The organism is Natroniella sulfidigena (assembly GCF_023223645.1).
Taxonomy (GTDB): Bacteria; Bacillota; Halanaerobiia; order Halobacteroidales; family Halobacteroidaceae; genus Natroniella; species Natroniella sulfidigena.
This window is the reverse complement of sequence record NZ_JALKBY010000005.1, coordinates 51,040-65,594: the sequence shown is the minus strand read 5'-3', so window position 1 is coordinate 65,594 and position 14,555 is coordinate 51,040. Positions and strand designations below refer to the sequence as shown.

The 14,555-nt window shown below is 37.0% G+C and carries 12 protein-coding genes and 1 riboswitch; all 12 genes read right to left on the bottom strand.

The window, feature by feature from the left end:
• Window positions 1-146: 146 nt before the first annotated feature.
• The 12 genes from purM to gdhA all read right to left on the bottom strand — a co-directional run bounded on the left by purM (window position 147) and on the right by gdhA (window position 14,506).
• Entirely contained in the window at window positions 147-1,184 is a 1,038-nt protein-coding gene (gene purM / locus MWH28_RS04690; RefSeq protein WP_248618138.1) for a phosphoribosylformylglycinamidine cyclo-ligase, read from the bottom strand.
• Between the two features lie 132 nt (window positions 1,185-1,316).
• Window positions 1,317-2,738, bottom strand: a complete 1,422-nt coding sequence (gene purF, locus MWH28_RS04685; RefSeq protein ID WP_248618137.1) for an amidophosphoribosyltransferase — start codon at window positions 2,736-2,738, stop codon at window positions 1,317-1,319.
• Between the two features lie 219 nt (window positions 2,739-2,957).
• Entirely contained in the window at window positions 2,958-3,665 is a 708-nt protein-coding gene (purC, locus tag MWH28_RS04680; RefSeq protein ID WP_248618136.1) for a phosphoribosylaminoimidazolesuccinocarboxamide synthase, read from the bottom strand.
• A 3-nt stretch (window positions 3,666-3,668) separates the two neighbouring features.
• The gene (locus tag MWH28_RS04675) at window positions 3,669-5,066 is read right to left on the bottom strand and encodes a lyase family protein (protein WP_248618135.1); all 1,398 of its coding nucleotides are present in this window, start codon (window positions 5,064-5,066) and stop codon (window positions 3,669-3,671) included.
• 64 nt (window positions 5,067-5,130) lie between these two features.
• A complete protein-coding gene (gene purE, locus MWH28_RS04670) occupies window positions 5,131-5,646 on the bottom strand; it encodes a 5-(carboxyamino)imidazole ribonucleotide mutase (protein WP_248618134.1) in 516 nt (171 codons plus the stop codon).
• A gap of 101 nt (window positions 5,647-5,747) precedes the next feature.
• A complete protein-coding gene (locus MWH28_RS04665) occupies window positions 5,748-6,911 on the bottom strand; it encodes a 5-(carboxyamino)imidazole ribonucleotide synthase (RefSeq protein ID WP_248618133.1) in 1,164 nt (387 codons plus the stop codon).
• Window positions 6,912-7,056: 145 nt separating this feature from the next.
• Window positions 7,057-8,340 (bottom strand): phosphoribosylamine--glycine ligase, encoded by a 1,284-nt coding sequence (purD, locus tag MWH28_RS04660; protein ID WP_248618132.1) that lies wholly within the window; start codon window positions 8,338-8,340, stop codon window positions 7,057-7,059.
• Window positions 8,341-8,634: 294 nt separating this feature from the next.
• Window positions 8,635-8,736: riboswitch (purine riboswitch) on the bottom strand.
• Window positions 8,737-8,853: 117 nt separating this feature from the next.
• The gene (locus MWH28_RS04655; RefSeq protein WP_248618131.1) at window positions 8,854-9,720 is read right to left on the bottom strand and encodes a hypothetical protein; all 867 of its coding nucleotides are present in this window, start codon (window positions 9,718-9,720) and stop codon (window positions 8,854-8,856) included.
• Between the two features lie 164 nt (window positions 9,721-9,884).
• Entirely contained in the window at window positions 9,885-10,724 is an 840-nt protein-coding gene (locus tag MWH28_RS04650) for an ABC transporter permease (RefSeq protein ID WP_248618130.1), read from the bottom strand.
• A gap of 87 nt (window positions 10,725-10,811) precedes the next feature.
• A complete protein-coding gene (locus MWH28_RS04645) occupies window positions 10,812-11,753 on the bottom strand; it encodes an ABC transporter substrate-binding protein (protein ID WP_248618129.1) in 942 nt (313 codons plus the stop codon).
• 26 nt (window positions 11,754-11,779) lie between these two features.
• Window positions 11,780-12,961, bottom strand: coding sequence for a quaternary amine ABC transporter ATP-binding protein (locus MWH28_RS04640; RefSeq protein WP_248618128.1), 1,182 nt, complete (start codon window positions 12,959-12,961; stop codon window positions 11,780-11,782).
• Window positions 12,962-13,165: 204 nt separating this feature from the next.
• Window positions 13,166-14,506: an NADP-specific glutamate dehydrogenase gene (gene gdhA / locus MWH28_RS04635; protein ID WP_248618127.1), complete on the bottom strand. Its 1,341-nt coding sequence runs from the start codon at window positions 14,504-14,506 to the stop codon at window positions 13,166-13,168.
• Window positions 14,507-14,555 lie beyond the last annotated feature (49 nt).

The window sequence follows — 14,555 nt, the reverse complement described above, 5'->3', positions numbered from 1 at the left end:
CTCTTCACTGCTCTTAATTAGTGTTAATTCACCCCAAGAGTAGTTCTTCAGGAAATAAAGATCACTTCCCTCAAGGCGCGTAGTTTCCAGTTTTTGACCTTTAACTATCAATTATCAACTATCAATTGATTTTTAACTGTACACTGTCAACTGTTAACTGTAAACTCTACTTTGTTCTCCCCTGCCTTAACTTCTCCGATCAAATAAGCTTCTTCACCTAATTCTTGAGCAGTCTCAATCACTTGCTCTGCTTCCTCTTCTGGAACTACCAAGACCATTCCTATCCCCATATTAAAGGTACGGTACATTTCTTTCTCTTCGATCGCCCCTAATTCCTGCATTAAATTAAAGACTGATGGTACCTCCCAACTATCTTGCTTGATTACTGCCTTAGTCTCATCTGGTAAGATTCGTGGTAAATTCTCAATCAATCCTCCTCCAGTAATATGAGCAATCCCTTTAACTTGATACTGCTCTAATAACTTCAAAACTGGCTTGACATAAATTCGAGTCGGTTTTAATAACTCTTCACCTAGTGTGGTTTCTAATTCATCAACTTGCTGATTGACCTCATACCCTGCTTTTTCAAAAAAGACCTTCCGGGCCAAAGAATAACCATTACTATGAATCCCATTCGATCCTAAACCGATAATCTTATCTCCTGGCTTAATCTCATCTCCAGTAATAATCTTATCCTTATCAACAATTCCTACTACAAATCCTGCCAGATCATACTCTCCAGTTTGATAAAAATCCGGCATCTCAGCTGTCTCTCCACCAATCAAAGCAGCTTCAGACTGTTTACAACCAGTAGTAATCCCTTTGACTATTTCAGCTACATGATCAGGATCTAACTTTCCAGTTGCTAAATAATCTAAGAAGAATAACGGCCTAGCACCCTGGGCCAAAATATCATTGACACACATCGCTACTAAATCAATTCCAACCGTATCATGCTGCTCCATCATAAATGCTACTTTAAGCTTAGTTCCTACCCCATCCGTTCCTGAAACAAAGACTGGCTGTTGATAATCACTTAAATCTGGAGCAAATAAAGCTCCAAAACCACCTAAATCTGTCAATACTTCAGGGCCAAAGGTCTCTTGCACATCATCCTTCAATTTAGCTACCGCTTTATCTCCTGCTTCAATATCAACACCTGCATCTTTATAAGATAATCCCATCTCAATCCCCCCAGAAATCAGTTAATAGTTTATAATTGACAATTGACAGTTAAATTCAAAAAATTAAACTCTCTTTTAAGTACTCTTACTTAACCTCAGCCTTAACCTTAAACTAAATTCGCAATAGCGAATTTATTCAAAGTCATACTTCCCTGAGCCCAACTCCAGTGGATAATCTCCATCAAGACAGGCTGTGCAGAAATCATATCCATTAGCCTTGATCGATTTAGCCAATCCTTCTTGGCTCAAATATCCTAGAGAATCAGCTCCAATATGCTTGCAGATTTCTTCTATGCTATTATTAGAAGCAATCAATTCCTTCCGCCGGGAAGTATCCAAACCATAAAAACAAGGATGAGTTACTGGTGGAGAAGAAATTGCCATATGAACTTCTTTAGCCCCTGCTGCTTTAACAGCTTTAATAATTAGTTTACTCGTTGTTCCTCTCACAATCGAATCATCTATTAAAACAACTTTCTTACCTTTGATAATCTCCTTGATTGGATTTAACTTGATCTTGACCTTTAAATTTCTGATCTCTTGAGTCGGTTGGATAAAAGTTCGACCAACATACTTATTCCTTAAAATCCCTTGCTCATAAGGAATTCCTGACTCCTCAGCAAAACCTAATGCAGCTGGAATTCCAGAACTAGGAACAGGAATTACTAAATCAGCTTCCACTTCCATCTCCTTAGCCAACTGTCGCCCCATCTCTCGACGGGCCAAGTGAACACTCTGTCCTCCAATCACACTATCTGGTCGAGCAAAATAGATAAATTCAAAGACACAGAAGTTATTTAACTCTCGCTCCCCATAATAGATACTATTAACCCCATCTTCATTGATAATTACCATCTCTCCTGGATTAACATCTCTGATTAACTTAGCCCCAATAATATCAAAAGCACAGCTTTCTGAAGCAACAACATAACTATCCCCTAACTTACCTATAGACAGTGGTCGAAAACCATGCGGGTCTCTAGCTGCTATTAAACTATCTTCAGTCATCGCAACAATACTGTACGCCCCTCTAATCTGTTGTAGGCTATGAGTAAAAGCTTCTATAATGTTATCTTTAAATGAACGAGCTACTAGATGAGCTATTACCTCTGTATCAAGCGTTGAATGGAAAATAGAGCCTTGTTGTTCTAAGTTAGCCCTCATTTCAGCACTATTGACCAAATTACCATTATGAGCAAGAGCAAGATCTCCCTTGATCGAATTGATCAATAATGGTTGAGCATTAGCTAATAAACTAGAACCTGTCGTTGAATAACGGACATGACCAATTGCCATCTCCCCAGTTAATTCTGCTAACTTCTCTTCATCAAATACATTAGTAACCAATCCCATATCTTTATAATTTCTAAATTCACCTTTATGATTAACACAAATCCCTGCACTCTCTTGGCCACGATGCTGTAAAGCATGAAGACCTAAATAGCTTAAATTAGATACATCCACTTTTTTATTAGCATAGATTCCAAAGACACCACATTCCTCTTCCATCTTATCAGATAAATCTTTATTATGGAGTGAATAATCTTTTTTCATCTCTTCCTCCCCTTTATATCAGTATACAGTGAACAGTTGACAGTTGACAGTTAAGACCATTAAAACCATAAAACTTACTAATGATTATATAAGAGTTTTAGAGATCTTAATTTTTTAATGTTTTGACCTTTAACTGTAAACTGTAAACCGTAAACTGTCAACTATATTGTGGCACAAAAGTGCCACAATATTTCACTATTATCTATTCATTGTTTTTTACTAACCGCTAACTCTTTCTAAAATTTCATAATAAGCCGCTTCTACTTCTCCTAAATCACGTCGAAAACGATCCTTATCCAGCTTCTTTTTGGTCTCACTATCCCAAAGACGACAAGTATCTGGAGAAATTTCATCAGCTAAATAAATCTGACCTTCCTCATCTTTCCCAAACTCCAACTTAAAATCTATTAGATCAATCCCTCGCTCTGCTAAAAACTCAATTAAAATCTGATTAATCTTTAAAGCCAACTCTTCAATCTCTGCTATCTCTTCTGCAGTTGCCAATTGTTGAGCATAAATATGATAACGATTAATTAATGGATCACCCAACTGATCATCCTTATAATAAAACTCTAAGACCGGTTGATTTAATTCAACCCCTTCTTCTAAACCTAACCGTTCAGCCAAACTACCTGTTGCTATATTTCTGACTACAACCTCTACTAAAATAATATCTAACTTCTTAACTAATACCTCAGTTTCAGTCAACTCCTTAATCAAGTGAGTTGGAATGCCATTTTCTTCTAACAACTCAAAAAAGATAGTTGAGATTTTAGCATTCAACCTACCTTTTTCTAAAATTTGGCCCTTTTTCTCCCCATCAAAAGCGGTAGCATCATCTTTATACTCTACAATTACCTGATCCTGCTCAGCAGTACTATAAACCCTTTTAGCTTTTCCTTCGTACAACATCTCTTTTTTTTCCATCCTTTAACCCCCAAATCCTAATCTTTCTTGCCAATAAGCAACGACCTGTTCTGTTTTTCGAGCAGAAATACCTGTATACTTCTCTGGATTGATCAATAACTCCTGTTGCTTCTCAGATAACTCTTTCCAGTATGATTCCAATTCAGATTCAGTTTGAATCAACTCTCGTAATGATTGGTCAGTTTGTTGTGCTTTTAAAGTCAATTTTCTAACTGCTTCATGAGCATCAGGATGACCTAGTGAAGCTAACAAGATATAAAGTGGTTCTGCTACTACCATCTCTTTATTCTGGTCAAAATTCTTCTCCAGATTATCATAATCAACTACTAACTTCTTACAGACTCTGATCAACCGATTCGTTGCCGATAATAAACCGACTATTATCTCAGGAATAAAACGGCTCGAAGCCGAGTTTGTCAAATCTCGCTGATGTTCAGATAACTGGTCTTGATAAACTGTAACCATCCGTGGCATAAACTGCTTCCATAGACTCTTTACATTTTCATAATTGATTGGATTTCTTTTATGAGGCATCGTTGAAGAACCAACCTGATCTTTACCAAAATGTTCTCCTACCTCTCCAATTTCTGAACGTTGTAAATGACGCATATCATCACTGAAGCTTGCTAAAACCCCAAAACAAGAAGTTAAAGCATGAACAAAGTCAGCTAAATACTCTGGTTCAACAATCTGGGTTGAGTGTGTACCAGCCTCCATCCCTAGCTCTGCTAAGACATCACTTTCAAATTTCTCTGGGGCTTCAAAGAATAAATGACTAGCATTATAAGCACCAACTGCTCCAGCAATCTTTCCTTTTAACTGTTGACCAGTCTTTTCGACTGCTTCAATCCGATTTCCCAACCTACTGACATACTCAGCAACCGCAAACCCAAAAGTAATCGGTACTGCATGCTGTCCATGAGTTCTACCAACCTGAATCGTCTCCTTCTCTCGCATAGCAATCTCCATTAGTACCTCTTCTAGCTCCAATAAAGTAGGTACAATCAACTCTGCCATACACTCTTTATAGCGTAATGAATTGGCAGTATCGACTATATCAAAAGATGTCGTTGTAAAGTGAACATATGGCTTTGCTTCCTCACTAACCTTCCTCTGTAAACAGTTGACCAAAGCTCGAATATTATGCTTCGTCTTCTTCTCCTCTTGATAAACCTCCTGAGGAGTTATCTGCTCAGCAGCATCTGCTATTTCTTGAGCAACTTGATTACTACAGATTCCATTCTTAGCTAAGGCCTTAACTAAAGCTACCTCTACTGTTGCTTGGTATTCTATTTTGGCCCGTTCAGATAAGAACTTACCATACTCTTTAAACTCCTCTTCTCGTAAGGAATAGCGATGATCTAATGGACTTATATTCTCAAAGATATCACGTTTAATCATAATTACTTCACTCCCTCGTCTCAACTTTACGGCACTTATTCCTGATTTATTATTATAAATATTTCTAGTTCTGTTCTAAATAATCTTGATAACCTAACTCTTCAACTTCTGCTGCTGTCTGTTCTACTTTAGTCCTTAGATTTTCTTTATAATCCTTTAACTGCTGACTAATCTTTTGATCTGCCACCCCTAAAACCTGTAATGCCAATAAACCAGCATTCTTAGCCCCATTAATAGCTACCGTAGCTACAGGAACTCCTCCTGGCATCTGAACAATTGAATGTAAAGAATCAACCCCGTTTAAAGTAGAAGTCTTAACTGGCACCCCAATAACTGGAACTGTAGTGATCGAAGCTACCATCCCTGGCAAGTGAGCCGCTCCTCCTGCTCCAGCAATAATCACATCTATTCCTTTCTCCTTAGCTGACTCTGCATAATTGTATAACCGCTCAGGCGTTCGGTGAGCAGATACAACTGTCAACTCATACTCAACTTCAAACTGATCTAAGATCTTTGCTGCTTCTTTCATCACCGGTAAATCTGAATCACTACCCATAATAATTCCTACAGTTGGCTCCATTTTAAATCCTCCTCTATTTATAAGGCTCTAACTCTAAAATAAGTTGTTTGACATTTTCGAATTTTGACTTTAACTAGTTACTAATTACTAGTCACCAGTTACTAATTACTCCCCCTAATTTGAATCAAGCTCTCAGCTTTACTCGCCCGTTCAGCTGCTTGCTCTACATCATCTGCCATCACAGTAAGATGGCCCATCTTCCGTTCATAATAAGACTCTTGTTTACCATAAATATGAACTTTAGTCTCTGGAACTTGTAAAGCATCCTCAATTCCATCAACCACTGCTTGACCTTCTTGTTTACCTCCTAGTAAATTCCGCATCACTATCGGTCGCAATAAAGTCGTTGGCCCTAATGGTAAACCTGTAATTGCCCTAATATGTTGTTCAAATTGAGAGGTAATACCCCCTTCAATACTATAATGCCCTGAGTTGTGAGGACGAGGTGCTATCTCATTAATTAGTACTTCCCCGTTTTCAGTCGTAAACATCTCAATACAGAAGATACCAACCCCTGCAAAAACATCAATCACCTGCCGGGCCAACTCTATTGCTTCTTTCTTTACTTCTTCTGTAATTTGAGCAGGAACCTTAGTCTCAATTAAGATACTATTTTGATGCTCATTTTCTGCAATTGGATAAACTACTCTCTTACCAGCCGTATCACGACAGATAATCACAGATATTTCTTTAGTAAACGGAATAAATTGTTCTGCCATCAATGGTTGTTGGCCTTCCCCTAACTCCTGATAGGCTGATTCAACCTCAGCTTCTTCATTAATTAAAGCATTACCTTTGCCATCATAACCACCAGTACAACTCTTTAACATTACAGGATAACCAAATTGATCAGCCACCTCTTTAATCTCTTTTACTGTACTGACCTTCTTAAACTCAGGTACAGGAAGATCTGCTGTAAACAACTTCTTTTTTTGCTGATATTTATCTTGAATAACTTCTAAACTGGTCGGTGTCGGATAGGTTTGATAACCTTGCTTCTCTAATCGCTTTAAGATCTCAACATTAATATGCTCAAATTCATAAGTTACAACATCAGACTGGTCAGCTAACTGCTTAATTGCTTGCTGGTCATCAAATTGAGCAACAATCTGTTGATCAGCAATACTACTAGCAGGACAGTCAGAACTAGGGTCTAAGATAATAACTTCAAAGTCCATCTTCTTAGCCTCTAAGATCATCATCTTTCCTAGTTGGCCCCCACCAATAATTCCAACCCTTTTATTTGTAATTTCTTCCTGAAGCATAATAACACCTCCATTTCATAGAGTTTACAGTTTACGGTTTACAGTTGACAGTTAAAAATCTAAACTCAAAACCACTTCAGATCTATAATTCTAAAGCTTTTCATGGATTTTAAGTTTTAAGATTTTGAACTTAACTGTAAACTGCTTACTGTTCACTGTCAACTCTTTTTACTGCCTTAGCTCCAATATCAGTCCGATAATGAGCCCCAGCAAAATCTATTTTTTCCACAGCTTGATAAGCCTGCTTAATTGTAGCTTGATAATCATCACCTAAAGCAGTAACCCCTAATACTCTACCTCCTGCTGTGACTAGCTTGCCATCTTCCTTAGCTGTCCCTGCTTGAAAGACAATCGCCTCTTCATCAGTTATCTGCTCTAAACCTGTTATCTCTTTACCTGTCTCGTACTCAACTGGATAACCACCAGATGCCATAACTACACAGACAGCCTTCTGTTTACGCCAGTTTACTTCTATCTCCTCTAGTTTGCCAGCAATCACTGCTTCTGCTATCTCAACTAAATCAGTCTCAAGTAGTGGTAATACAACCTGTGCTTCAGGATCACCAAAGCGAACATTATACTCTAATACCTTCACTTCAGCTTCATTAATCATTAACCCCGTATATAAGACACCTTTAAAAGTAATCCCTTCTTCTTTTAAAGCTTCAATTGTACGCTTTAAAATATTTTCGTAAACATTGTTTAACAACTCTTCTGTAACTACTGGTGCTGGAGCATAAGCTCCCATTCCTCCAGTATTTGGCCCTTGATCACCATCATAAGCTTGCTTATGGTCTTGAGAGGCTACCATCGGAACTATCTCTTCTCCATCAGTAAAAGCTAGTACTGTAGCCTCTTCACCAATTAAAAACTCTTCAATCACAACCTGGGCTCCTGCTTGACCAAATCTTTCATCAACCATAATCTCCTCTACTGCTGCAATTGCTTCTTCTTCACTCTCAGCTACTATTACCCCTTTACCTGCAGCTAAACCCTCTGCTTTAACTACAATTGGTGCTCCTTCTTGCTTTATGTATTCAATTGCTGCTTCTGCATCACTGAAACTTTGATATTTAGCTGTTGGAATCTCATATTTCTCCATCAAATCCTTAGAAAAGACCTTACTCCCTTCTAACTGTGCTGCTTGTTGATTTGGCCCAAAAATCTGCAAACCTTCCTCCTCAAAACGATCGACAACCCCTGCTACCAATGGGGCTTCTGGCCCTACAAAGGTCAGATCAATCTCTTCTTCTAAAGCAAAGTTTACTAAACCTTCAATATTATTGCTATCTAGTTCTACATTAGTAGCCAATTCATCCGTCCCCGCATTACCTGGTGCTACAAATAGCTCTGTCACCTTTTGATTCTGTTTTAACTTCCAGACTAAAGTATGCTCTCTTCCTCCACTACCAATCACTAATACCTTCATCAAATCCCACCTTCCATAATTAGTTTACGATGTATACGAAATAATATGAGTTGTATACAATATAAAAATACCCAGACAGAAAGACTCTACTACTAATCAAACTAAGAGTAGAACCTCCCCGCCTGGGCTTTTTTCCCTTCGGTGTAATATAATTATCTGTATCGCTTGGACCAGCCAATAAAGCAGTTAATAGTTTACAGTGTACAGTTGACAGTTAAAACCTCAAGTTCAAGCCCTTTAAGATCTTAGCTATTCACTATTCATTATTCTCTATCCACTGCTTTTATCGCGGAACCCTAGATACACTTCCCTCATAGTCAGATAGTTTATGGCTATCCGGTAGAAACTTGTGAGCCTTATTCTCACCTTTATATGAGGTGCTTATTCACTACTATTTTCTTTACAATTTTATAATAACAAATAAAAGTTACTTAGTCAATATTAATCCGAATGTTTTTAGCTGTTTTTTTATTATTATTCACCATTATAACTAACTATTATTTTTTATAGTAACTAATCCTCAAGCTCTTCTAATCTGCTCAATACCAGTTCCCCTTTGACTTCTATTACTTCATCATTTTCACTCATCTTAATTGCAGTTTCTAAATCTGCAATTGCTTCTTCCAATCTTTTAACTTCTTCCTCCTTTTCTTCTTCACCTTCCATACTTTGATCTATTTCAAAATGTAAATCTTTTAACCGTTCTAGTGCAATCTGCTGTTCTTCTTTTAATTGATGTTCATCTAGTTCTAGGCGATTTAAAAAGATTATCTTTCTAGTAGTAGCCATTGCCTCTTTTAGCTCTGCTTCTCCTTCTACATCATATCTTCTATACAATTTAGCAACTTCTGAATCAAATTGAGCTGTACTTAGTAAGGCTACCAAATAGAACTTATCAGCAATCTCTTCTGTTAGTTGATTTAGCTCAGCTTCAATCTTTCCAATCTGCTCTGGCTTTAAATTAACTTCACTCTCATACTCATTCCAATTTTGATGAAGAGCTTCAACTTCACCTTCCAACTCATCCCAACTTTCTTGTAACTCTTCTGTTAATTGTTCCTCTTCTTCGGGTAGTTGATTCTGTTCTTCTTCATCACTTTCATTATCTGTTTCCTGATCTGGTTGATTTAAATCGACTTCCCTACTCTGTCTTCTTCTTTCTAACTTTAACTCCTCTTCCTCTCTTCGCTCCTCAATCTGACTATAAATACCCTCTAACTCGTCAATAATTCCTTCACTAGTAGTACTAATCTCTAATAAAGAATCAGGAGGAAGATTTTCATCTGGGTTATTTTCATTATCCCCTTCTTCCCCACAACCAACTAAGACCAGTAAAAAACCAGTAAGCACTATTATAATTAATTTTTTATTAGCTAACACCTTTGCCACCCCTAAATCAAGGCTTTTAGCTTATTATAACTTAACCTAAACTCTATTATTCATGAATAAAATGACTTCAGTATAGTCTGAGTCTAAGTAACCCAGTAAAAAATTCAAAAATAAAACCTGACTGATTACTCACCAGTCAGGTTAATTAAATTAAACTATTCATCTCTCCCAAATAGTCGATCAAGCACCATTGCCAAAACAACTACAGCCAAACCAGCTTCAAATCCTAAACCAATATCAACTGTGGATAAAGAGCGTAAAACTGGTTCACCTAATCCTCCAGCTCCAATCATAGCAGCAATTACTACCATAGATAATGACAACATAATGCACTGGTTAATCCCTAACATAATTGAAGGTAAAGCTAATGGCAGTTCAACTTTATATAACATTTGCCAGGTGTTACAACCATAAGCCTGACCTGCTTCTTTTAATTCATCCGAAACCTGCTTAATCCCTAAAGCAGTTAAACGGATTGGTGGAGCAATAGCAAAAATTACAGTAGCTAATACCCCTGAAACATTTCCTAATCCAAAAAACATTAACGCAGGAATTAAATAAACAAATGGAGGAATTGTCTGAATAAAATCAAGAAATGGTCTAGTAATTAAATCAATTGCTCTATTATGAGCCTTTAGAATCCCAATTGGAATCCCTAACATTAAAGAAATAATAACTGAGGTAATAATAGCAGCCAAGGTAATTACCAAGTAGTCCCACATTCTTAAATTTAATACTAATAAAAGACCTAAAGCTATAAAAACAGCTACCTTACCATCTTTTAATTTCCAAGCCAATAAAACAAAAATTGTAATTAATAATAACGGATGACCAAAAGACAAAACCCCTTCAAAACCATCAATTAGTGCAGCAATAGCTCCAGAAAAAAGGTTTAATGGGCCACTAAAATTAATAATTAAAAAATCTACTACTGCTTCCACCCAATCCCCTAAAGGAATTTTAGTACTTAACAAGTCAACTAAATTGTTTATCATCACTCAACCCCCTCTAACCAAATTAATAATATAAAATTTAGCGACATTCATAATTATGAATGCCGCTAGATAAGAACTTAGCAAACCTTATTGAACTTCCCGCTCAATTACTTCTATTGCATCTTCTCCTTCTACAGAACTAAGTCCTACGACCCATTCTTCAACAAGATCTAAATTATTTTTAATCCATTCTGCAGCTACTTCATCAGCCGGTCTTTCCTGTTTGCCATACTCATAAATCCATTCATTTTGAATCTCTGAGGTTACAGCAAATCGCTCTAAAAATTGATAAAACTCAGGTGATTCATCTTTGATTTCAGGTCGAGCTACAGTCTTAACTCGATCATTTTCACCCCAAATTCCTTCTGGATCATCTAAATACTTAATATCATAAGCAACATTCATCCAGTGAGGCTTCCACCCATGAAAAGCAATCCATTCATCATTTCTAACTGCCCGTTCCAAGGCACTCATCATAGCTGGAGTACTGGAAACTGTCAACTCCCACTCTTCTAATTGATAAATATCATCTTCAATAGCTTCTTGGATAATGATATTACCATCATTACCTGGTTCTAATCCAACTATCTCATGATCAAACTTTTCTCCATACTCATGTAAATCCTCCAAAGATCGAACCCCAGCTTCCCAAACATACTCAGGAACTGCAGTCCGATAAAGAGTCTCATCAAGATTGACTCGAACAGGCTCAACGCCCCCTCGTTCCTCATACTCTCTATAATTTACTTCCATCGTTGGCAACCAAACTGCTAAAAAAGCATCAATATCTCCTGCTTCCATTCCTTGAAACAACGGCTGCTGCATTAAAGCATGCATCTCTGTCTCATATCCTAAGTAATCAAAAATTGTATCTACTACATGAGTCTTAACTGTAGCTCCTGGCCATTCTACATAACCAAAGTCAATACTAACCTCCTCGTCAGTAGCGACATCTTCCTCTCCACAACCTACTACAGTAAATACTAACAATAAAATTAACAATACTGAAATCCACTTAGTTTTAAACATACATTCCCCTCCTATTTAAATAATGATTAAACTTTATTTCCAGCTAAATTTGCTAGGACATTACTCTTAATTACTATCCCTAATAACCGACCTTGATCATCTAAAACCGGTAAAGGAATATCTAACTCAGCCATTTGAGCAAATAAACTATCTATATTCTCTTCTGGGCCAACTGTAGAAACCTCTTGTATCAAACCACTCAGATCCTCTTTTCCTTGATTAATTGCTGTCACTACATCCTCCATCTTAACTATCCCCTTCAACTTTTGCTTACCTTCAACAGCAAAGATACTAGAAATTTGATTGTTTCTCATCTTATGTAATGCTGTATGTGGGCCATCCTGCTCATAAACCAAGTCAAGTGGTTCAGTCACAATATCTTCTGCAGTTAAGATGCGAGAACGATTGACATCCTGGACAAATTCACGAACATAATCATTTTTAGCATTAGTTAAGATTTCTTCTGGAGTTCCTAACTGAACTATCTCTCCATCATTCATAATCGCAATCCGATCCCCCAATTTTAATGCTTCATCCAAATCATGGGTGATAAAGATTATCGTTTTATCCAATTGATAATAAAGCTCTAATAATTTATTCTGCATTTCCTTTTTGATTAAAGGATCTAAAGCACTAAAAGGCTCATCCATTAATAAAATATCAGGATCAACAGCTAAGGCCCTAGCTAACCCCACTCGTTGCTGCATTCCTCCACTTAATTGTTCTGGATACTGCTCTTCCCAACCAGCTAAACCAACCTTCTCTAATGCTTCTTTTGCTTTAACCTCCCTTACTGACTTATCTACTTGCTGTACTTCTAATCCAAATTCTGCATTTTCCAATACAGTTTTATGCGGGAAAAGAGCAAAGTTTTGAAATACCATCCCAAATTTATCTCTTCTTAGTTGGCGTAACTCCTCCTGATCCAATTCTAATAAATCATCTCCTGCCAACTTAATTTCACCAGCAGTTGGCTCATTCAATCTATTTAAACATCTTAATAATGTTGACTTCCCACTACCTGATAAGCCCATAATCACGAATATTTCTTGAGATTTGATATCAAAACTAACATCATTCACTCCAACCGTTAAACCAGTCTCTTCTAATACTTCAGTTTTAGAATAGCCTTCATTTAATAACTTTAATCCTTGCTCTGGTTTATCACCAAATATTTTAAATAAATTTCTAATCTCCATTACCTTCATTATCTAAGTCAACCTCCTTAACTTATTATCCCTCTAAATATAAAAAAGCTTTGAGGTAAACTTAAGTTTACCTCAAAGCTTTTAAATCACTATTTTGCCCCATTGAATAATTATCTCTCAATAATTCCTTCATAAGAATATAATATCTAAAGTGATTTGTCAAATAAATCTAATTGTTAATTTATGAAAATTGAGTCCATTTATTTAAATAACACCCTGTTCTACCATCGCATCAGCAACCTTCAAGAAACCAGCAATGTTAGCTCCCGCAGCTAAATCACCTTCCATGCCATACTCTTTAGCTGTCTGACTTGAAATCTTATAGATATTAACCATAATTCCTTTTAATTTCTGATCTACTTGCTCAAAAGTCCAAGACTCTCGCATACTATTTTGTGTCATCTCAATAGCAGAAGTAGCCACTCCACCTGCATTAGCAGCTTTAGCAGGTGCAAATAAGATATTATTTTCCTTAAAGATTTCAATTGCTTCAGGAGTTGAAGGCATATTAGCTCCTTCACCCACTAGCATAACACCATTATCCACTAAAGCTTGAGCTGAATCTTTATCCAGTTCATTTTGAGTAGCACAAGGTAGAGCTATATCACAATCAGTCTGCCAAATAGCGAAACTATCAGCAGTAAATTCAGCAGAAGGATGCTCTTCAACATACTCTTTAATTCTTCCTCTTCTTACTTCTTTAATCTCTTTAACTGTATCAAGTTTGATACCTTCTGGATCATGAATATAACCACCAGAATCACTGAGTGCTACAACCTTACCTCCTAGCTCTTGTACCTTCTCTGTAGCATAAATTGCAACATTACCAGAACCAGAAATCACAACCTCTTTATCAGCAATCGAATCACCTTGATCTTTAAGCATCTCTTCAACCAAATAAACCAGACCATATCCTGTTGCTTCAGTTCTAGCAAGACTTCCACCCCAGTTTAGACCTTTTCCAGTTAAAACTCCTGCCTCATAAGCATTGACTATTCTTTTATATTGGCCAAAGAGATAACCTATCTCTCGACCACCAACACCAATGTCACCAGCTGGAACATCTAAATCCGGGCCAATATGACGATATAGTTCAGTCATAAAGCTTTGACAAAACCTCATAATCTCATTATCAGATTTCCCTTTAGGATCAAAGTCACTACCACCTTTACCCCCACCGATTGGACGACCTGTTAAAGAGTTTTTAAAGATCTGCTCAAAGCCTAAGAACTTAATGATTCCTACATTGACAGATGGATGAAATCTTAAACCACCTTTATAAGGGCCAAGTGCACTATTATACTGAACTCTAAAACCACGATTTACTTGAACATTACCCTCATCATCTACCCACGGTACCCGAAACATAATCTGACGTTCAGGCTCTACAATTCTTTCTAAGATCCCCGCTTCTTTATACTCAGGATTCTTTTCAAAGACTGGCTCTAACGACTCAACAACTTCCTTAATCGCCTGATGAAACTCAGGTTGATTAGGATTTCTCTCCTTCATTTCCTCAATTACTCTTCTCGTATACTGACTCATTCTCTCACTCCTCAATTTTGATATGATTTAATTAGCCTACTCTTCTCCA

Excerpts from the sequence above, each read along its gene's own strand:
- purM (WP_248618138.1), bottom strand. The coding sequence starts at position 1,184 with ATGGGATTATCTTATAAAGATGCAGGTGTTGATATTGAAGCAGGAGAT.
- purF (WP_248618137.1), bottom strand. The coding sequence starts at position 2,738 with ATGAAAAAAGATTATTCACTCCATAATAAAGATTTATCTGATAAGATG.
- purC (WP_248618136.1), bottom strand. The coding sequence starts at position 3,665 with ATGGAAAAAAAAGAGATGTTGTACGAAGGAAAAGCTAAAAGGGTTTAT.
- MWH28_RS04675 (WP_248618135.1), bottom strand. The coding sequence starts at position 5,066 with ATGATTAAACGTGATATCTTTGAGAATATAAGTCCATTAGATCATCGC.
- purE (WP_248618134.1), bottom strand. The coding sequence starts at position 5,646 with ATGGAGCCAACTGTAGGAATTATTATGGGTAGTGATTCAGATTTACCG.
- MWH28_RS04665 (WP_248618133.1), bottom strand. The coding sequence starts at position 6,911 with ATGCTTCAGGAAGAAATTACAAATAAAAGGGTTGGAATTATTGGTGGG.
- purD (WP_248618132.1), bottom strand. The coding sequence starts at position 8,340 with ATGAAGGTATTAGTGATTGGTAGTGGAGGAAGAGAGCATACTTTAGTC.
- MWH28_RS04650 (WP_248618130.1), bottom strand. The coding sequence starts at position 10,724 with ATGATAAACAATTTAGTTGACTTGTTAAGTACTAAAATTCCTTTAGGG.
- MWH28_RS04645 (WP_248618129.1), bottom strand. The coding sequence starts at position 11,753 with ATGTTTAAAACTAAGTGGATTTCAGTATTGTTAATTTTATTGTTAGTA.
- MWH28_RS04640 (WP_248618128.1), bottom strand. The coding sequence starts at position 12,961 with ATGAAGGTAATGGAGATTAGAAATTTATTTAAAATATTTGGTGATAAA.
- gdhA (WP_248618127.1), bottom strand. The coding sequence starts at position 14,506 with ATGAGTCAGTATACGAGAAGAGTAATTGAGGAAATGAAGGAGAGAAAT.